This is a genomic window from Halobacteriovoraceae bacterium (genome assembly GCA_020635115.1).
GTDB lineage: Bacteria > Bdellovibrionota > Bacteriovoracia > Bacteriovoracales > Bacteriovoracaceae > JACKAK01.
Map to the genome: position 1 here is coordinate 66,087 of JACKAK010000001.1, position 20,302 is coordinate 86,388.

18 protein-coding genes are annotated in these 20,302 nt (G+C 31.9%); 7 read left to right on the forward strand and 11 right to left on the reverse strand.

Annotated features, from left to right (window positions below; all coding sequences use genetic code 11):
- Positions 1–63: 63 nt before the first annotated feature.
- Both H6622_00415 and H6622_00420 read right to left on the reverse strand, forming a co-directional pair.
- On the reverse strand, positions 64–723 hold the full coding sequence (locus H6622_00415) for a GNAT family N-acetyltransferase (GenBank protein MCB9059965.1): 660 nt from the start codon (positions 721–723) through the stop codon (positions 64–66).
- A gap of 132 nt (positions 724–855) precedes the next feature.
- Positions 856–1,302, reverse strand: coding sequence for a carboxypeptidase regulatory-like domain-containing protein (locus H6622_00420; GenBank protein MCB9059966.1), 447 nt, complete (start codon positions 1,300–1,302; stop codon positions 856–858).
- Between the two features lie 343 nt (positions 1,303–1,645).
- On the opposite strand from H6622_00420, the gene H6622_00425 reads away from it, so the two are divergent.
- Genes H6622_00425 through H6622_00435 form a run of 3 tightly spaced genes read left to right on the forward strand, consistent with a single transcriptional unit; the run spans position 1,646 to position 6,195 of the window.
- A complete protein-coding gene (locus H6622_00425) occupies positions 1,646–1,858 on the forward strand; it encodes a hypothetical protein (protein MCB9059967.1) in 213 nt (70 codons plus the stop codon).
- 21 nt (positions 1,859–1,879) lie between these two features.
- Positions 1,880–3,130, forward strand: a complete 1,251-nt coding sequence (locus tag H6622_00430; GenBank protein MCB9059968.1) for a TolC family protein — start codon at positions 1,880–1,882, stop codon at positions 3,128–3,130.
- 5 nt (positions 3,131–3,135) lie between these two features.
- Positions 3,136–6,195, forward strand: coding sequence for an efflux RND transporter permease subunit (locus H6622_00435; GenBank protein MCB9059969.1), 3,060 nt, complete (start codon positions 3,136–3,138; stop codon positions 6,193–6,195).
- A 21-nt stretch (positions 6,196–6,216) separates the two neighbouring features.
- Here H6622_00435 and H6622_00440 read toward each other — a convergent pair whose 3' ends face one another.
- The 7 genes from H6622_00440 to H6622_00470 all read right to left on the reverse strand — a co-directional run bounded on the left by H6622_00440 (position 6,217) and on the right by H6622_00470 (position 14,594).
- Positions 6,217–6,954, reverse strand: coding sequence for a sulfite exporter TauE/SafE family protein (locus tag H6622_00440; protein ID MCB9059970.1), 738 nt, complete (start codon positions 6,952–6,954; stop codon positions 6,217–6,219).
- A complete protein-coding gene (locus tag H6622_00445; protein MCB9059971.1) occupies positions 6,955–8,448 on the reverse strand; it encodes a carboxypeptidase M32 in 1,494 nt (497 codons plus the stop codon).
- Positions 8,449–8,472: 24 nt separating this feature from the next.
- Complete coding sequence (locus H6622_00450; protein ID MCB9059972.1) at positions 8,473–9,999, reverse strand: hypothetical protein; 1,527 nt, start codon at positions 9,997–9,999, stop codon at positions 8,473–8,475.
- On the reverse strand, positions 9,996–12,308 hold the full coding sequence (locus tag H6622_00455; protein MCB9059973.1) for a hypothetical protein: 2,313 nt from the start codon (positions 12,306–12,308) through the stop codon (positions 9,996–9,998). Before H6622_00455 ends, H6622_00450 begins: the two co-directional genes overlap by 4 nt.
- 61 nt (positions 12,309–12,369) lie before the next feature.
- Entirely contained in the window at positions 12,370–12,744 is a 375-nt protein-coding gene (locus H6622_00460) for a hypothetical protein (protein ID MCB9059974.1), read from the reverse strand.
- Between the two features lie 218 nt (positions 12,745–12,962).
- Complete coding sequence (locus H6622_00465; protein ID MCB9059975.1) at positions 12,963–13,601, reverse strand: class I SAM-dependent methyltransferase; 639 nt, start codon at positions 13,599–13,601, stop codon at positions 12,963–12,965.
- Positions 13,602–13,604: 3 nt separating this feature from the next.
- Positions 13,605–14,594 carry a hypothetical protein gene (locus H6622_00470; GenBank protein ID MCB9059976.1) on the reverse strand — a complete coding sequence of 330 codons (990 nt, stop codon included), beginning with the start codon at positions 14,592–14,594 and terminating at the stop codon, positions 13,605–13,607.
- Between the two features lie 200 nt (positions 14,595–14,794).
- Between H6622_00470 and H6622_00475 the strand changes: the two genes are divergently transcribed.
- Both H6622_00475 and H6622_00480 read left to right on the forward strand, forming a co-directional pair.
- Entirely contained in the window at positions 14,795–15,193 is a 399-nt protein-coding gene (locus tag H6622_00475) for a hypothetical protein (GenBank protein MCB9059977.1), read from the forward strand.
- A 9-nt stretch (positions 15,194–15,202) separates the two neighbouring features.
- Positions 15,203–16,348, forward strand: a complete 1,146-nt coding sequence (locus tag H6622_00480; GenBank protein ID MCB9059978.1) for a helix-turn-helix transcriptional regulator — start codon at positions 15,203–15,205, stop codon at positions 16,346–16,348.
- On the opposite strand, the gene H6622_00485 is transcribed toward H6622_00480, so the two are convergent.
- Positions 16,345–17,154: a hypothetical protein gene (locus tag H6622_00485; GenBank protein MCB9059979.1), complete on the reverse strand. Its 810-nt coding sequence runs from the start codon at positions 17,152–17,154 to the stop codon at positions 16,345–16,347. The genes H6622_00480 and H6622_00485 overlap by 4 nt on opposite strands.
- 756 nt (positions 17,155–17,910) lie before the next feature.
- Between H6622_00485 and H6622_00490 the strand changes: the two genes are divergently transcribed.
- Complete coding sequence (locus H6622_00490) at positions 17,911–18,273, forward strand: hypothetical protein (protein MCB9059980.1); 363 nt, start codon at positions 17,911–17,913, stop codon at positions 18,271–18,273.
- The gene (locus H6622_00495; GenBank protein MCB9059981.1) at positions 18,270–18,689 is read left to right on the forward strand and encodes a helix-turn-helix transcriptional regulator; all 420 of its coding nucleotides are present in this window, start codon (positions 18,270–18,272) and stop codon (positions 18,687–18,689) included. Before H6622_00490 ends, H6622_00495 begins: the two co-directional genes overlap by 4 nt.
- Positions 18,690–19,126: 437 nt before the next feature.
- On the opposite strand, the gene H6622_00500 is transcribed toward H6622_00495, so the two are convergent.
- Positions 19,127–20,293, reverse strand: coding sequence for an IS91 family transposase (locus H6622_00500; GenBank protein MCB9059982.1), 1,167 nt, complete (start codon positions 20,291–20,293; stop codon positions 19,127–19,129).
- Positions 20,294–20,302 lie beyond the last annotated feature (9 nt).

The following is a 20,302-nucleotide window of genomic DNA, read 5'->3' on the forward strand; positions in this document are numbered from 1 at the left end:
CTGTCTTAAATTTCCCCTTTAATAATGGGAATTTGCAGTGATAATATCTGTTCAACCATTTAACTATGTCTCAGGAAGGACATTTATTTTTTTTTCTCGATACCAAATTTCATAGGGATCATTGACGTCAAGAGATATAAACTTGTCAATTATTTTAAAATCATATCGATCATATATGCTTTGAGCTTTCATTTCTTCAACGTTTTGAGGAGAAGTGGTATCGAGCCGTAAATAACTTTTTCCTCTTTTTTTTGATTCTTCAATCGCTTTTTCTAGTAATTTTTTTCCAGCACCTCTACCAGTATAACTTGGATCTACAAAATACCATCCGATCCAATCTGCTTCAGTTTGATCGGTCACAATTTCATAAAGACCAATTGCTCCTCTTGGCGTTTCTTCTCCAATTTCAAATATTGCCCAAAATTCAAAACTATCATTGACGTAGACTTGTCCTGTAGGAGGATAATAAAAATGGTGACCAGGTGAACTCAAGGATGTATTTAAATGATCTTCTATGTGCGATAAGTCTTTTGGAAATACTGATTTTGCAAGTTCCATTAATTGAGGAATATCTTTTAATTGCACTTTCCTTATTACTTGTCCTTTTCTATTAAAATTTTTATAAGCATTTTTACTCAAAAGATTTTGGCAATCTTCAGCATATGAATTTATTAAAACAGAAATGAGCAAAAATATTGATAAAATAATTTTTTTTAAGGCCATTAAGGTTACTCTGTGAATAAATAGTATATATTTATATCTTAAGCTAAACTTCAATGACTACAGGAATAATTTGGCCCATTTTGGAGGTAAGAAAATATAAGATTTAAGGTTTTATTTTCAGATGCGTCAATTTTAAAAAATATCTTCTGGTTGATCCTCATCTACCTCCCATTTACATAACGAGTAAAAGGTTTGGCCATTGACCGTAATAAACTTTTTCTCGTTTAAAAGTTCGCATTCTAAATAAATAAGAACACCTCTACCCTCACCATGCTCTATTCGTGAGCGTTTAACTCCACTCCAAATATCATATTCCTTTCCATCAACTATAACTATTATCATCTGACCGACAGCAAATTCATGTGGAAGAATATGAAGAAGACTTCTTCTAAAAGAAGAAGGAAATTCAAAATATCCATTTTCATCAGTGGTCGTTTCATCAACGAATTTGTCAGCTTCATTGATCGTCCTAATAACTTTAGCATTTTTAATAATCTTGCCATCTGGCCTAATAATTCCAGAGGAACTAGAAAATAAACATGCAACTGCTTTTTTTTGTTGTAAAAAAATAAACCCCAAGTGGAAAGAAAATAACAACAATTACAATTAGTATTAACTTGATCATGATTTTATTATATATTGAGGAGAATTAAAGACAAGATACTAGGCCTGCTCAGTTCAGAATTCATCTAAATTCAAATCTCTTCTGAATATACCTCTGTTCGAATTTTTAGATATTTTTATCTACACATAAATTTAAAGTGTTAAAATACTATAGTATTTATATATGCTTAGTATTAAAAAGAGTTTTTTCAAAATATTGACTCGTGATCTAAAAATAATATAACCTAGTTCTAAATTATTATATGAAACTAGTTTTAGTGAAGTTTCAAAAATAATTTATAAAAAAATTCATCTTATGATGAATATATTGAGGTGGATTATTAAAGCATCATCTTATCTATCGTTAAGTTTTCCTCAATTGAGTCTTAAAATTGATTATGATCTTTCTTTTAATCATGTCTATGAAATACCTACATTTGTGGTTGTACTATTTTTCAGTGAACTTATGAGTAAGCTCCATGGCCAAAATAATTTTAGAGTAACAAAACAGTGGCCCATAAAAATTCATTAACAATTATCAAAAAGACAAAATATGTATAACATTTCTTCCATTTTCCAGATAATAATCAAACTTAATTTTAGCTTTGTTTTCATACTACTTTCTACTAAATCCATTCATGCATCAGTTGAAGAATTATTTCTTCAGTCCCTTAAAGAATCAAAGCAAGTTGCAATTATTAACCTAAATGAACAAAAATCCCTATTACTGTTAAAAAATAGAATTACTTCAATCTACCCTGAGATAAGTCTAAAAAACACTAATTCATATACTGATCAAAGCGATACTACAAATAGTTTAAATTCCAAAATCGCTTTATCTTTAGAGCAGAAACTTTTTCAAGGAGGTGCTGAATTTGCACTACTTGATTTAAAAGGAATTATACCTCGGCAAAGTGACGCACAAAAAAAGCTCGAATTTTCAACATACTTTGCGCAATTTAGTAATTATTATTTCCAACTTTCTTCAGCTTTAAAAGAAAGAGATACTGTAAGAGATCTACTTAAAAACCTTGAACAAAGAGTAAAGCTTGTTAGCAAAAGAGTGACAATTGGTAGAGATCGTGGAGCTGATTTGCTAGCATTGGAATCACAACTTGCAAGATTAAAATCAGACCTTATCTCTACTGAAATTCAAATTGAACATGCAAGAACTAACTTTACTAATTTTTCAAATTTAAAAAATATTGAGATCACTCAAGACAATATTGACCCTCTAAAACTAGTATTGGAAGGAGATGCAAATCTTAATGAAAGACCTGAATTAAAAAACTTAAAATTAGAACTTGAAGTCTCTCAAGCAGAAGTAAAAATTCAAAAATCAAGTTATTATCCCCAGGTAAGTCTTGGATCTAATTACTATGTCTATCATTCTTCTAGTAATAATACAAATTGGGATATAAGTCTAAACGTGACAATGCCATTACTTGATTTTGGTGAGAGGTCATCTGCTGTGATGGTACAAAAAATACAGACTAAAATCAATCAAGCAAAACTTGATCTCAGTGTGAATAATTCTGATAAAATTTGGAGTAACTATATTAAAGCTTTTGGTCTTAAGAAATTAGAATTTCTCAAACTTAAAGAATCCTTGGAAAAAAGTAAGGATGCATACAAAGAACAATTGAAAGACGTTGAAAAAGGACTAATTACACAAATAGATGTTATAAGAAGTCTTGATGATGTTATTAATCTTGAAAAACTTGTCATCAGGTCTGCTCTTGATTTGAAATTACAATACTATCAGGCCAAGGCCTATCTAGGGGATTATCCAAAGAGTGAGTAAAATTTATGAGTTTATCTTCGATTTCTATAAGGAACCCTGTTTTTGCTTGGATGATTATGGTCTCTCTCATTCTATTTGGAATTCTAGGGTTTCGTGAATTAGGTATTAATGAAAATCCAGATGTTGATTATCCCTCAATTTCTATTTCATACACCTATGATGGAGCAACTCCTGAAGTTGTTGAAAAAGACATTTTAGAACCAGTTGAGTCTGTTCTTGTTTCAATGCAAGGTATAAAAGATATGACCTCAACTGCTGGACGTGGACAAGGGAGTATTGAACTTGAATTTACCTTAGAAAAAAATATTGATTTTGCTCTTCAAGAAGTCCAAACATTGTTAGGTAGAGCACAAAGACAGTTGCCTGATACTATAGAAACACCCACTGTTACAAAGTCAAATGCTGCAGATGACCCAATTCTTTATCTTGCTATTACATCAAAAACTTTAAATGAGCGCGAACTAAATATCTTATTTAAGGATGGAATTGTCGATCAATTGACAACTGTTGAAGGAGTTTCAGAAATAAGAGCATTTGGTTCACAAGACCCGATGATGAGAATTGATGTTGATGCAAAAAAACTTCGCTCTTATCAGTTAACTCTTACAGACATCACTGAAACGTTGAAAAGAGAGCATGTTGAACTACCTGCTGGGAAATTTGAAAATGTTGAAATGGAAAAAAGTTTAAGAATACTAGGAGAAGGTAAAACTGTTAACGATTTTAGAAATATGATCATTGGCCGTAGAGGTGGTAGGGCCAACTATATTCCGATTAAACTCTCTGATGTTGCAAATATTTATCAAGGAGTTGCAAATCGAACAAGAGTTTCCAGAGTGAATGGAATACCTTCGTTGTCGATGCCGATTTATAAACAAAGAGGAGCAAATGCAGTAGAGGTTGCAGATAGAGTTAAAGAAAGAGTTCAAGAAATATCTAGCTCATTACCCCAAGGGACAAATCTTTCGGTCAATTTTGATAGGACTACATTTGTCAGAATTTCAATTAATGAACTATTACAAAACTTAGTTATTTCTGCGCTTTTAACCTCTCTTGTTTGTTGGTTGTTTTTAAATTCAGTCTCGGCGACAGTGAATATTTTGCTCGCGATTCCAACTGCCATTATTGGAACTTTTGCTTTTATGCATTTACTAGGATTTACACTCAATACTTTCTCCTTTTTGGGACTCACTTTGGCCATTGGGATTGTTGTTGATGACGCCATAGTCATGCTAGAAAATATAGTCCGATATGCAAATGAAGGATATGATAAGGTTCAGGCCTCATTCAAAGGAAGTCGAGAAATCACTTTTGCAGTCATAGCTACTACTGCTGTTTTAATCGCAATTTTTTCTCCAATCACACTTATGCCTGGGATTGAAGGACGATTTTTCAATGAATTTGCACTTACACTTTGTATAGCAGTAAGTTTGTCATCTGTAGAAGCATTAACTCTGGCCCCAATGCGCTGTTCTCAGTTTTTAGATGTTAGCTCTAAAGGTTTATTTATTCACCGAATTGTTGATCGGGCCGTGGAGTGGGGAAAGAACTTTTACATTAAGTGTTTAACATATTCCTTAAAACATAAAACAATTATTCTCGCATCGGCATTAATATTTTTTGCGGCCTCTCTTTTATCACTCAAGTATATTGATAAAGAATTCTCTCCAGAGTCTGATAGAGGTTTTATGTTTGTCATCTTTATTGCTCCAGATGGAAAAAGTATAGATTACACAAATTCAAGAGTAAAAGAATTTGAAAAAATTGTAATGGCCCATCAAAGTGTTAGAAAAGTTATTGTTGCGGTTGGTGGTGGGCGTGGAGCAACCTCTGGTAATCGAGGATTTGGAGTTATCATCTTAAAAGACCTTGAAAAAAGAAGTAAATCCCAATTTGAAGTTGCTGATGAATTACGAAAACAGTTTAAAGAAATCAAAGGAATTCACATTATCGTTAGGGATAGAATGGGTTCTGTTATAGGAGGACGAAGAGGTAGTCCAATTGAATTTACGATTACAGGGCCTAGTTTAGAAAAACAAAAAGAACTTTATAAATTGATAAGCAAAGAGATGGCCGATTCTCAATTAATGGTCGGTATTCGTTCAGATGATGTTGGAGAGTTACCAGAAATTCATGTCGTTCCTGATCGTAAGAAGGCACAGGATCATGGTGTTGAAATAAATACGATTGCTTCAACGTTAAACATTGGGATTGGAGGAATCAGCGCTGGAAAATACACTGAAAATGGCAGACGTTATGATCTTTTTGTACAATTAGCAGAAAATGATCGTGAAGAGGACAAGCTTTCATCTTTATTGCTTCAAAATAATAGAGGTGAATTTATTTCATTAAGTGATGTAGTTTCCGTTGAGCCGGCATTTGGTCCTCAAAATATTTACAGAGAAAATCGTCTTCGTGGTGTTCGAGTTGATGCGAACTTGGCAAGTGGAGTGAATCAAAGTAAAGCGATGGAGTTTGTGCAAAAAAAGGCAAAAGAGATTTTCCCTGAAAAATATTATTTGAAGTTTTCAAAAAATCTTAACGAGTCGCTCATCAATATTGTTTTAATTATGCTTTTAGGATTAGTTATTGCTTACATGTTGCTTGCGAGTCAGTTTAATTCATTTGTAGATCCATTGACTGTTTTTCTAGCGATTCCATTTGGACTCACAGGAGCTTTTTTTGCACTTTGGATGACAGGTGAAACGTTAAATATTTATTCAATGATTGGGATATTACTAACAATGGGAATTGTTAAAAAGACTTCTATTTTAATTGTAGAGTTTTCAAATCACTTGCGTGATCAAGGCATGGATTTATATGATGCTATAATCTCGGCCTGTTCGACTCGTTTCCGTCCTATCATTATGACGACTTTTACAACTTTGGCCTCGGCCCTACCAGCGGCCTTTATAGCTGGTGCAGGAATTGAAACGAGAAGGCCTATGGCACTTGTTATATTAGGGGGAGTATTCCTTTCTACAGTATTTACTTTAATTGTCATTCCCTGCTTTTATGTAAGTATTGCTAGACCAAGGCGTGAAATTTTAGTTGAAATAGATTAGTTTATCGTTTTATAAAGCTACTCAAATGTACATCTTGAAAATTCTATATATAATCCTCAGTGCAGCAATAAAAAGAGCAGATTTATATATAATTGTAAATACTCTTTCGTTTATTTTCCCTAGTATACTAACTCCTATTTTTGTACCAATAATAGTCCCTACAGACATGAACACGATGAGTGGTAAGTACGAAAAATAATCAAATTGAAGATATAAAAATGCAGGAATTTTAAAAAGATGTCCTATAAACTGTGAAGATGCTTTCGTGGCCACAATGTTCTCTTTACTAAAATCATCTCTTAAAAAAAACACTGCTTGCATTGGGCCAGTAGCTCCAATCAATGGGCCAAGTAAACCGGTAAAAAATCCAACAAACGCATATCCCCAAAAAGGGATTTGTAAATGAGGCATTTTTTTTGGTTTAAATAAAACATAAAAAATTAACAGTACAATTAATCCCAAAAAATATTCTGTTTGATCAATTTGTTTTATCAAATATACAGCAACAACAGTTCCCAAAGGAAGCCCAAGCAGAGTCCAATAAAAAATTGGTAAAATAATGTGTTCTCTAAGGATAAATGATCTTGTTGAATTACTTACGAGTTGAACAATTCCATGAACCGGGACAAGATTTTGATAGGAAAAAAAGAAGGTCATTAGGGAAAGTAGAACAATTCCTCCGGCCATACCAATCGTTGCAGAAATAGTAGCAGTTAAGCCTGATAGAAATGTAAGTATCCCAATTTGAGTAAATTCCATTTAAATTCCTACATATCTTTCTTTTAAATGTTTTAGTAGGTACTGGCCACTTAGTTTTTCACCTGTTGCATTTTTTAAAAGTTCGTCCATATCGTATAAGGCACCCTTACTCCAAATGTTTTTTTTCAACCAATTCTTGATTGATAAAAAATTTCCGTTACGAATTTCTTGATCGAAATTAAGTTCTTCTTTCATTTTATTTTTTACTTGAGCAGCTATCATTGCCCCTTGAGTGTACACAGGAAAATAACCAAATCCCCCCCCTGGCCAATGAACATCTTGCATGCATCCATCTTTGTCATCCCCAAGAGTTGAAATCCCTAAATATTCAAGCATTTTTTCATTCCAAATATTAGGCAAATCACTAATGTTTATATTCCCACTAAACAACTCTTTTTCGATTTCATATCGCATAATAACATGTAACGGATAAGTTAACTCATCTGCTTCAACTCTTATTTTACTTTTTTCTACTTTGATGAAATGTCTATAAATATTCTCTGGACTCCAGGCCAGGAGATCAAATGTTTTTGCATATTTAAAAAATGTATCGTGTACCTTTGATGAGTAAAATTTCCAAAACTCAAGTGATCTAGCAATTTGCATTTCAAAAAAAAGACTTTGACCTTCGTGAACAGCTATGCCACTAGCAGAACCTACTGGTTCATATAAATAATCAGCGGGTAAATTTTGCTCGTAACAGGCATGTCCGGTTTCATGGACAATTCCCATAAAGGCCTGAGTAAAATCTCCATCTTTATATCTAGTTGTAATTCTCACATCAGTAGGTACTCCGCCACAAAAAGGATGATGTGAAACGTCTAATCTTGCATGATTAAAATCAAGTCCTAGATTTTGAATAATTTCTTCACCAAATGTTTTTTGTATTTCTATTGGATAATCACCATCAAGTGGTTTTGTTTCTTTCTGTTTTTCAATAGCAATATTTATTAAATTTGGAAGTTCTTTCTTTAAAGGTTTAAAAAGTTCATCAATTCTCTTTTGAGAATTTCCAGGTTGAAATTTATCTAATAAAACGTCATAAGGATTTGATTTTTCTTCATCACTAATTATTTGGGCCTCTTCCTTAGAAAGTTCAAATACCTTCTGTAAATACGGGATCAGAGCTTTGAAATTATTTTCTTTTCTGTATTCTTGCCATTTGAATTCACAAGTAGAAGTGGCCCTTGAAAGTTCTTTTGTTAGTTTATTTGGGATGACTATCTGACGTGTATACTCTTTCTCTACGATTTTTAGATTTTTTACTTGCCATTCATTTAATTTTTCTTTTTTTGCATCTTCAATAAATGAAATTATATCTGGGGATGTTTTATAATCTTTAATTAAACATTCAAGTTCAGATAAAGCATCTGTTCTGGCCTCTTGGCCACCTTTAGGCATAAAAACTGCACCATCCCAATAGAGCATATTTTTAGCATGTTCAAGATTTTTAATTTTTTTGCAATGTGATTTTAAAGACTCATATTTAGACATAATTTCTCCTGCTTAGTAACTATTTTACAAGCAAGAGAAGTACTCTGTCATTAATCTGAAGTTAAAACCTATCTTTTTTTTCTGATAAAAATATTCTTTAAAATATTCTAATGACAAACAACTTTTACCTAAAAACGTACCATATCCGTATTCTTCTAAATCTTTCAAAAGATTAAAGAGAGTAGATAATCTATTTTGAACGGATTTGTTATTTTCGAGACCTTCAGATATCAATCCAGCTCTTATCATCATCAGATCTGGATTATTTCTTTGTTCCTTTAAGTAAATTGAATAAGATTTTTCAAGAGCAAGCTCAACATTATCGTTTTCCAGGCCCTCTATTAATTTTTTAACGATGTCATAAAATTTGTCTAAAGACTCACCCATTAATAAATTCGCATCATCTAGTGCATCGTCAGCAGTTTTGAAGAGATCATCAATATTATTAATATTTAAGTTTTCTTGGTGTCGAATGGCCCTTGAAATTATGTTTAATTTACCAAGACCACGAGCATCACCACCTAGGACATTTACGGGAACTCCGTCTTTTTTAATGACAATATACATATCATCACCTGAGGTAATTTTCTCTACGCTATACCCATTTTTAAATACTTTTTGTGGTTTAGAAGTGAGAAGTAACTGCAATGTATTTGCTAAACTTGTCGCAGACTTATAAGGGATCTCGAAAAAAATATCATATATTTTTATAAATGGGCCAAATCCTTTGAGATCTTCAAGAGGATATCCTTTTCTATATAGATCAATCATTTTATCTAGATCTGCAAGAAATTGTTCATTCTTTAAATCAAGTTTGATACCATTTCTTCTCAGCTCTTCTTCGGCCCTTTTGTATTCTTCTTTTAAAAAATCTGCAACTGGTTCCTTATAATTTGGGTATTCAAATTTTGCTCTTGCATTTATGTAAGACTCTGGATAGCTGGAACCACCAGCATAATTCATAGAAAAATTAACCTTATTTCTATCAAAATTTTTATCTTCAGTGTAACTTTTTAGTTTTTTAGTAAGGAACACCCCGAAACCGTTAAGAAGTGGATTTTTAACAATTTCGCGTGGTTTTTCTGGTACAAACTTTTTATTATAATGAAAACTAGTTACTTCATTTACACTATCACTTATAATCGACAATGGACTTTTTCTTAAGAGATTTCCTGCCTCATCTCTGTGATCGTACAAGTTTTGTAGACAAGAGGACATTGGAGTACATGTTATAAAAACTCCTTTATAATCTAGATCAAGAATTTTATATTTGAATTTATTTTCTGCATTTCCCTCTGCTTCCAAAACCTCACAAAGTTTATTCATTATAGGTTTTGTAAAATCATCTGCAGAACCTTGCCCAACTGATGTGTTAAAACCTTTTAACCCATTAAATACGAATCTAACTCCTGGTGCTTTATCTTCTAAATATACATTTCTAGCTTTAATAATATCAATATCTTCATCACTTCTAAGATTTATAGGACACTCTTCAGCTAAGATTATTATAGGCAAACTTAATAATAGAATAATTTCAAGAATTATATTCATTTTTTAATCTCGCACTTTTCTAGAATTTCTTTCATATAATTTTTTATATTTTTAGGATTTACTTTTTTCCCGTTAGGGAGCATTTTACTTTGTCTTTTTCCAAGAAGATCAATTAGCCCTACAAAATATTTTAAATCTAAATCCGACATTTTTCTATTTTTTAATAGATCATCATATTGTCTAATAATTTTATTTGAAGATCTATCAATATCTTCTTCTAGATTAGTAATTATTTCTCTTTGAGTTTCATCATATCGAGCAATTTCTTCTTCCTTAAATTTTTCTTTTTTGGGTAAGGGTAAGTGATTAAATTTTCTTGTTACATCTGCGATCGCTCCGGAGACAGAGACAACACCAAGAGTTAAGGCCATTGTGTAATCAAGATATTGATCATCATGAGTTTCAACACATTCTCTATATTTTTCTCTATCTATACTTACTCCTGTTAAGCTCGCTGTATTATATGACTCACAAATGGATTCAAGTCTTGAAATTTCATTCCAAGCTAAAGTTGCAGATCCTGCTTCTGCATTAAGAGCACCTAATGTAAAAATTGGTTTTGCTGCATTTTTGACTTGTTCAGCATTTTTAATTTTATTAAGTCTAAGAAGTAAGGCCGTTCCCCTCACAAATTTTAATCCCGCAGTCCATGCTAAACCGGGAATTAACATCGTTGCTGCATCCATTGAAAGCATAGAATAAATATCGTTCTTTTCATTTAGTTCTTTATTTTTTGTAATTTCACACATTATTTCTTTTGAAATATCTTCCCCTTTTGCATAAGTTATTAACTCAGTTGTCGTAAGGGTATCATCCAAAATATTTTTAAGATATTTATCTAGTGTAATTTTTTCGCGAAATAAAGATTTACCATCTTTATCTGAATATGAATACCGATGAATCCATTTTCCTGTTGTGACCATTTGAAAATTAATTGGATTCTCTTTTGTTGTTCTCTCGTAATCTTCACTAATATTCTGATATTTTCTTTCGGCCTTCCCTAAATCTGAGATTGCACTAGTAATATCTTTTTTCATTTTAGACATGAGTTCGTCTTTATCAATTTTAAATGTTTGATCCTCAATTGCATCTTTGACACTTTTTTCTAGTCTTTCCTTTGTACTACATGATTCCTGAGAAATCCGCGATTTCATAGTCGAATTGTTTTTTTGTTGAATATATTTTTCTCGTAGAATATCAATATCTTTAATTCTTTCTCTATTCAGATTCATTGTATCGGTAATTATTCTTCTAGATAAATCAGACGATAAGAAAGTATTATTTTTCAATAAATCCATTCTCCTTTTTTGAAGAGGGATTATTTTCCTGAGATAGAATTCTCTATCTTTTTTTGAGCATGAGTTTTCTATTTGCGTTGGATTTATTTCATCTATATCATTTGTGATAGAAGGTATATCGCTACAATCAACAATGGTTTTCGACAATAGCTCAGTTTGAAATTCTAATTCAATAAAATTTCTTAGTGTCAATGATTGCTTATTACTTAATATTAAATCCTTTTTTCTCTCTCCTAAGCTTAAAGTCAATTCGGGATCTTTGTATTGCATTTTATTCTTATATAATTTCATTAACACTTGATGATCAAGTTCTTGTTTTGTTTCACAATGGCCCAGATCCATACGAGGAACGGATTGTGTAATCCCATAATATTTATTAAATTCATTTTTTATATCTGAAATTTTATCAATATTTCCTTGTTTAGATTTTACTATTTCTTCAATATATTTCCTCAGATTTTCTTGTGCAAAAAGAGGTCGTTTGGATAAAAGTAAGGATTGAGTTTTCACAAGAGGCATTATATTATTTTCATAATATTCATCATTTATCTCTTTACATTTTTTTTCATTTTCTTGTATTAATTCTAATTCTTTTTCGAATTTCCCCATTTTGGATATATTACAATCGAGTAGATTTTCTTCGAGTATATTAATTTGATTTTGTAACGTCGCTAGTTGTTCTACAAATTTCACATCACTATTCGTAGGACCATTTTTTAAAAGTTTTTCTTTATCTGAAGTATACTTGATCTTAGCTTTTTTTGTATCTTCACTTATTTTTTTAGCAATTTTATTAATTTCTTCAAATCTATGCCAATTTAAGAAGATCTTATCTGTGTCTTCACTGTTTGAGATATTCTTTAGTATTTTCTGATAAAGTTCCCCATCACATATTATGGCATTATTTTCAGACATGCATTGTTCTTGAACTTCTTCAAACCATTTTGCCCAGAATCCAAACGAATCTGATATAGAAATAAATAATAAAAAAGTTAACTCTAACTTTTTCAAAAAACCCCCGATAATAACAATTTATCGGTGATTTTTCCCTACAATCTTATTTTAATAGGGGTCATAGAGTTTTTTGTTGATTAATATTGTCAGAGTTTAAACTCAAAATAAGCTTTTGATTTTGATCATACTCCTCACTCTCTCTTTCCTCAAAGACAGCAATGATATTTACATCATTTTCACTGGAAATAATGCATTCTTCATCGCCATAACAGTCTCCGGCCCAATGAGAAAAAATGTAACCATCTGCTGAAATAGCTTTAAACTTGACTATTTTTGAAGGTGAAACAGTTAAAATACATTCAGTCTCACATGAAAGATCAACATTTTCAGCATTTATTAGACCTTTACCTTCAACTGTTATCGATATATTTTTGAACGCAAAACCTTTCTCTATGTCATCTGTGTTGCACGAGACAAATAAGATTAAAGACAAAAAAAATAAAAAAGCCACTTTTAATCGAGGTTCCAAAATTCCCCCTTAAAAGCAATTACAATCCTAGTGTCCATTTTACCTCGAAAAGACACTACAAAATAGATATTTGAAGCACAAATTTATTTCTATAAAAAAATCAGTACTTTAAAGAAGTAACTTGTTTAAAAAGGGTTTTATTAGCGCCAAAAAAAAGACACAGATGAGCTATTTATTTGAATTCACTTAGTCTTGCGTATCAAAAATATCCCATCACGAATGGGTAACATTGTTATATAAATTCCTTCAAAATTTTTCACAAAATCATTGAATTCAATAATTGATGATGTTGTTTCATCTTCAGGCTTATAAAGAACTTTACCACTCCATAAAACGTTATCAACAATAATCAATCCATTTTCAGAAAGTAACCTGAGAGATTCAACAAAGTAATTTTTATAATTCTTTTTATCTGCATCAATAAAAATTAAATCAAACTTGTCTTCCAAAGTCGGAATAACTTTTAATCCTTCTCCAAATAAGGCCCTAATCTTTTGTCCATGAGGAGACTTCTTCCACATAGAAGATGCAAATTCATTAATTTTTTTATTTTTATCAACAGTTATTACAACTCCTTCTTCGGGTAAACATTCCGCCATCGCTAGAGCTGAATAACCTGTGAATGTTCCAATTTCTAAAACCTTTGTGGCATTCGTAAGTCCAATAATAAAACCTAGAAATGAGGCCTCAAGTTCTCCACATAACATTCTGGCCAAAGGATGGTTTTGTCTTGTTTCTGTTGCAATTTCAAAACAGAACTTGGAAGGAAGAGTTGAATGATTCTGGCAATATTCAATAATTTGTTGATCTTCACTTATCATTTTCTAAAACTCATATTGCAAACCCAAAATATATTCAAAATTCGCATTTTTAACGCTCTTATTTACATTATCTCTTAAAACCACAATATCATTGTAACTATAATAGATTTGGTTAACAAATTCAAAGGATGGCCATTTCTTAATTGGAGAAAATGACCATTTTCCATGTAGTCCAAAACCATTTATATCTTTTATTGTGTCATCGGCAGAAGCATAAACTGGAATACCTATAAAAATTGAGAGATATTGGTTTCTCATGAACCATAGATCTGAAATATTTTTCTCAAAAATCAAACCTGGTGAATAAAGTGATAAAATTTGAATTGAAAATGATCCATTTGTTCTTATGTTAAACAATGGTTTTTGCTTCATCTCATGGGCAACGCCAAAATTTTTATAGAAAAAATATAAACTTACCTCGAAAAGGTCTTTATTATTTGAACCAGATTTTGAGACATATTCAAAATTTGTATAGCGAATATCATTTATCAATTTAAAATTATCTAAGTGATAAAAAAAGGAACTTCCAATATGTAATGGATTATTTGAACCAAACTTTACAGTACCCATGCTACCAGATTGATCCATCGAGTAGAAATTATATCCATATAATAAACTTAATCCCCATTTAGTTGTGGGTATTTTATCTTGAATTTTTTTCTTCAGTTCGTTTTCTTTTCTACTTTGTTCAAGGATATTTTCAATAATGCCTAGTTCAATATATTTAATCAGACCTTCTTCATATATTGGAAGTATTACATTCTCCCCGGCCTTAATTTTCTCAATATTTTTGAGTTGAGGGTTGAGTTTCTTAACATATTCAATCATTCCCTTATGCCCATAAATCGTAAATTCTGGGTTAGGAAAATACCTTAATACGATTTGTGAAAACGTTTCACCCTTTGAAATGATATGGATATAATTAGCACAAACTGCCGAACTTACGTAAATGTTGAAAATCAATAGAATAAAATGTTTTTTTTGAATTTGCATCTCTCATACATTGTCACGTGTCAATTTGATTAGGTCAAGTGATAGGTATCAATTTTAAAATGCTCTATGCATTATACCTCTATTCGCCATATGCGAATTTGTAGAAAAGTTCAACAATAGACTTTATTTAAGGTGTTCGCTATGAGAGAAATAAGAATCTCGTTACACAAGGAGGAAAAGTGCTAATGCGAGAAATTCTTATGAGCATGTTTTTTTTTATAATAAGTTATACACTTAGCGCTAGAGAAATCCCGATCGTCATTCGTGATATCAGTGCACAGAATATTAATGAAAATTACCCCCATATAGAGATTGCTAAAGAATTTGTTGTTGATAGGGCATTTGAACACATTGAGGCCCTTGAGAATTATAATTATAAAAATATTCATACTCCTCTTGTGAAAGAAGTTCTAAGTCAAGTAATTGAGAAATTTCACTGTAGAAAAAATATTCGTAAAAAAAGAATTTTTTTCAAAAGACAAAATCTTCCAGTAAAAACAATTGTAGAACAAAACCATGACCCCATTAGGGTTAGGGCGAATGCTTATTTAAAATTATTCTGCGATAAAGATTATCTACATTACCAAAACTACAGATAGGAGAAAATTTTGAAATCAGATTCATTTGATGGTTTATTGAATACTGAGTTATCAAGGTATTTAAATAGTACAAAATTAAGCCTATCTCAAATAGCAAATAAATTAGAGATATCTAAAGGTCATTTATCAGAGATTAAAAATATGAAAAAGAGACCTGGACTTGATTTAGGTTTGAAAATTTTAAAAATTTGCAATACTCCGGTCACTAAAAGAAGAGAGTGGATTGAAAATGAGTTTTTAGGACATAGTGAAGAATATGAACTTTTAGGACAGACTGTAGAAGAGGGTGAAGAAAAGCACAAACTTAATAGTACAATTAGCGAAAGACTTCAAAACAATCTGCCTTTACTGAATATGTTAATTGATATTTCAAATTCTGGTGAAAATGGGATTTCGGTTAATGAACTTAAAGAAGAGTATGGAGAATTTGGAATTAGGCAATTAGATTTCTTCCTAAATCAAGATATTATATGTCTGAAAAAGCATCAATACTATGGAAGTAGAAAAAGGTTTGTGATTACTAAAAAATCTTCATATCAATTGATGCAGACAATCTTTTCAAACCTCCAAGAGAAATTTGAATGTGGTACATTAGAAAAAACAAAATTTCAATTTGAAATAGATGATGTCCACGAAGATGCTTTCAAAGAACTAAATGTTGTTTTTGAAGACTACATGAAAAAAACTGCTGAAATTATAAAAAAACACAAAGCTGAAAACACACCAGGCTCATGTAGAGTAATTGTTCAAAACTTATACTCAATGATAAAGAGAAATAAACTATTAATTCTCATTTTTGTTTTATTGACATTATCTTCTAAACAGTCGATGGCAATTGGTGGTATTGAGGGAGGAGGGTCAGCAAGAAGTATTTTTATTACAGATGTTTATAATACAAAAAGTGATGCAAGTTACAATGCTTCTATCTTAGAAAAAGAAATTCTCGAAAATGGTAGTGAGAAAAATAAACAGGCCATTCAAAATTATTGCCCTGAAGATGATCAAGACTATAAATATCACTACTTTGCTAAACCTGAAGTTGTTGATGTTTCGCAAGAACTTGAAGAATTTTTTATTGATAGAGACACTGTCGTTTACCGATCAATTATAAATGTAAAAGTAAAATGTAATCGATATAAACGATCAACAAATTAAAGAAACTTGGCAAAAAGATTTATCGATGTCATAGCGGCACTAGTCGCTTTAGTAAATTCGACTCTAGTACCATTATCAATTGGTTTTAAAATATATGATAAACTAATTGCATAATCTTTATTGAATGAATACTTCACTTCAGGCATTAGTTCAATCTCGTGATCATTAAAATTATTTTCGAGAACGTTGTCAGTATATTCGAATTTATTAGAGAAACTCAAGTAATCGTTAAACTTAAAACTAGGCCAAAACCTTACTCTATGTCTATAGTTTCTACTTTTGTTATTTGTGAAATCATTTGAAAGATATTCTTGGTACCGGTATGAAGCAAATAAAAACCAGTTTTGAATCCCCTTACTAAACTGAACTCTAGCTTGAAGGTTACCATCGGAACCATAATATTTTCTTTGTTCTGAATCCGTATTGTAAACGGCCCTAAGTGATAAATCCAAATTCACTCCAGAGTTCTTTTGATTTAAAATCTTTTTAAATTTATAATGTACTTCAGTTGATTGATACTTATTATCTTGATTACTATAGACATCTCCAAAAAAAGTATTAAATTCTTGTCTGAGTCTAAGACGGTTTCCGTTAGTAAAAATATAAGATGTATGCAGCCTTAAAAGTGTATTCATTCCATCAAAATTATTCATAGCAGAGTCTTGATAAACAGTCCCGTAGGCCTCCAAATCAACAGAGTAAGGAGACTTTTGATTATTTTTTGATATTGAGGTTTGAGATTCTTGTGCTAAGAGTGATGAGAGGCCGATCAAAAATATGAAATTTAGAATTGTGAATAACTTCATGAAAAAGTCCTCCTGTAGTGTATAATGTTTTTGGTTTACACTGCATCTTTACTCAATACCAGGTAAATTATTGAGCTAAGTAAATCCTAACAAATAAATATATGAAATTTATTTACCCCAAAGGTAAAATCTGAATATTGCAAGTTTTCAGATCTCCACGTGCATCGCATTAACAAGACTCGGTATTCTCTAAAGATACTTTCTAACCACTATCACTCATAGTGAGAATATTTAAAGCTACATTAATTTCTCCCAAAGAATTATCTGTGACCATAAACTCAAAATTTAGTCCATTCTCAGGCTGAGTCTCACTGTATTAAAAATAACTCAAAGAGACAATAAAATGAAAGGAAAAATCCCTAATTTTAGAGGCCATCTCTGAAATATGTTTTCGCCTCAATGAATTAGAGGATGCAAAAGAGTCGATAACTGAGGCAATTAGCCTAACTGAGAATCACAATCTTTCTAGGTCCCAATATGTAAACCAGCTTTTGCTATTGTCTGAAGTTCTAACTGCCGAAAATAGGGGAGTAGAGGCCAAGACTGTTTCTATCTTTGCAAAAGAGCTGGCCAAAAGCTCTTTTGTGCAAGTACCAGAGAAATTCTAAAAATCACCCAAAAAATGGACCTCATATTTAGCTGAAATGGCCATTTTCGAGGTCTACCCTAGTCCTTGTATGCGCAAAAAAACAATCCCTTGACATATTTTAGCTTAAATATAATACATCGTTAATATATTGACTATAGTTAAGATGTATGGTATTATGCACTATGGACGAAATCATAGGAAGATTCAAGACGCCTGGTGGTCTATCTGTACATGTATCTGTGCAAGCTTTAAAACATGCCCTAGAAGGGCACCCAGAAGTTACTGCAGAAAAGATTGAGCATGCTCTTCAGGAACCGTTAGAGGTGCGTGCAAGTAGGCATAGTAGTAAGGCGTGCTTGTTCTACTCATTTGAGTACTTTGATGAATTTGGAGTTAGAGTATTTTTCTGCGTAGTAGTCGAAGTCCTAGCTCCTGGAGAAGGGACCATGGTAACGGCCTATGAAACAGAAAAAATGAAAAAAGGGGAGACGCTCTATAAGTCACCCATTAAGAAGAGAGGTAAGCTATGAAGATAGATTTTAACTCAAAGACAAACTTACTTTATTTTTATTTCAAAACAGGTGTCCCTAACAGAGGAAGAGAAACAGAAAATGAGGATATTCTTGCATTTGTTCAAAAGGGCACAGACAATATTATTGGATATGAAGTTGATGGTGCTTATCAAAACTATAATTATATGATGAAGCATCTCAACCTTACTCTTAAAGAGAAACTTGCGATTACATTAGTTCTTGAACGCTCGAAGGCCGGTAATTCACAAGAAGAATTTGCAGAAATTCTTGGTATTGGACTAAGTACATACAAGAGCATTGAAAAGGCCATGGCCAATACTGGCATTGAAACGCTTGAGAAGATTTTAGAAATCCTTCCTAATAATCGCTTAAAAGGAATTTTCATCTCAAAACAACACTCGCAATCGGCCTAAAAAGACGCAATATAAAAACACTTATGATCAGTCAATATTTCCAGATTTTTCATGAAAAAAGAGCGAACATAAATAATAGGTTTTATAGGATGTCACATGAGGCGAATAGTGATCGGGAGACCATTATTGATCAACTGACCTTCCATGTTAGATAATCGGTGATTTCCTATAAAACTCTTTGAATGAATGCATCTCTATGGGGTTTGTTTGAAGTCAAAATCATGAATTGTCTTTAAAAGAATAGGGAATTCTCTACGATACCATATAATTTCTTAGTACTATTTACAAGGCCAATTAAAAATATCCTTAAATTTGAAATTTTTTGCAATATTCTGTCTCGTTTATCGCGCTCAGGTGTATTTCGCACACAAAAAAGCGCTTTCATGCAAAACATGACTTTCTTTTATGCTGTAATATTAAATATTAGAGAGATCTATTTAAGCAGAATCTTGAAATTCTCCAAGTTCATATAAACTTATCATTTTTCCATCTTCACATTTAGGACATTGGGCAATGTCTATCCCTGTGACCCTCTTGATTAAGTCTTCTGTGGTTTCTTCATTATCACCCGTCTTGGTGGCCATATTTCCTGAGAAAAGGAGAGCTCTACAGATTTCAATATTCTTGGCCTTGTACTTATTGCCAAATATTCCATAATGTCTGATTCTCATAAATCCCTTGGGAAGGACATGTAGCAAAAATCTTCTCATAAACTCTTTCACTCCTAAGACCATTACCTTCTTGGCACTCTCATTAGCATAGTCTTTGTAACGGAAATAGACTTTCTCATTTTCCACTTTAATGAGGCGATGATTAGAAATCGCAATTCGGTGAGTATAATTCCCAAGATAATTTAAAACTTGTGCTGGCCCAGAAAATGGCCTTTTGGCATAAACAACCCAATTGTTTACACAACACTTAGAAAGAAGATTTTTAAAATTAATTTCATTTTTTAACTCTTCTATTCTTCCAGAAAATTTCAGCTCTCCTTTGTCGAAAGACTTTTTAGTATATTCTAAAAATTTCGCTCTATAGACCATTGATAATATTTTTAATGGTAAGAAAAAGTTCTTCTTGCAGTGAATCCATCTCTTTTTATCCTTAGTCACTCCTCCGCTTGGAACAACCACGTGGAGATGGGGATGGTCTAAAAGATTTTGTCCCCAAGTGTGGAGCACCATAAAATAGCCGATATCAGCACCTAAGTTTTTTGGATTTGAGGCCACTTCCTTTAATGTTTTTGAAACTGATTTAAACAGAATATTGTAACAAACCTCTTTGTTTTGCAGGATAAGGGCATTTAGCTCAGAAGGAAGAGTAAAGACCACATGAAAGTAATCAACAGGAAGAAGTTCTTTTTTTCTTTTATCTACCCATTTTGTTTTTGTGACAAATTGACATTTAGGACAGTGACGAGATCGACATGAATTATAACTCTGTTCTTTGTTTCCGCATTTATTAAACTTTGAGAGATGCCCACCAAGAGAGGCCGTACGACATTTTATAATATCCTGGACAACCTTTTGATGTTGAGATGGTATGAAGTTAAGAAGATGCCCATGCTCACGAAATATATCTGAGACTTCAAGGTTTTGATTTTTCATAAGAACACC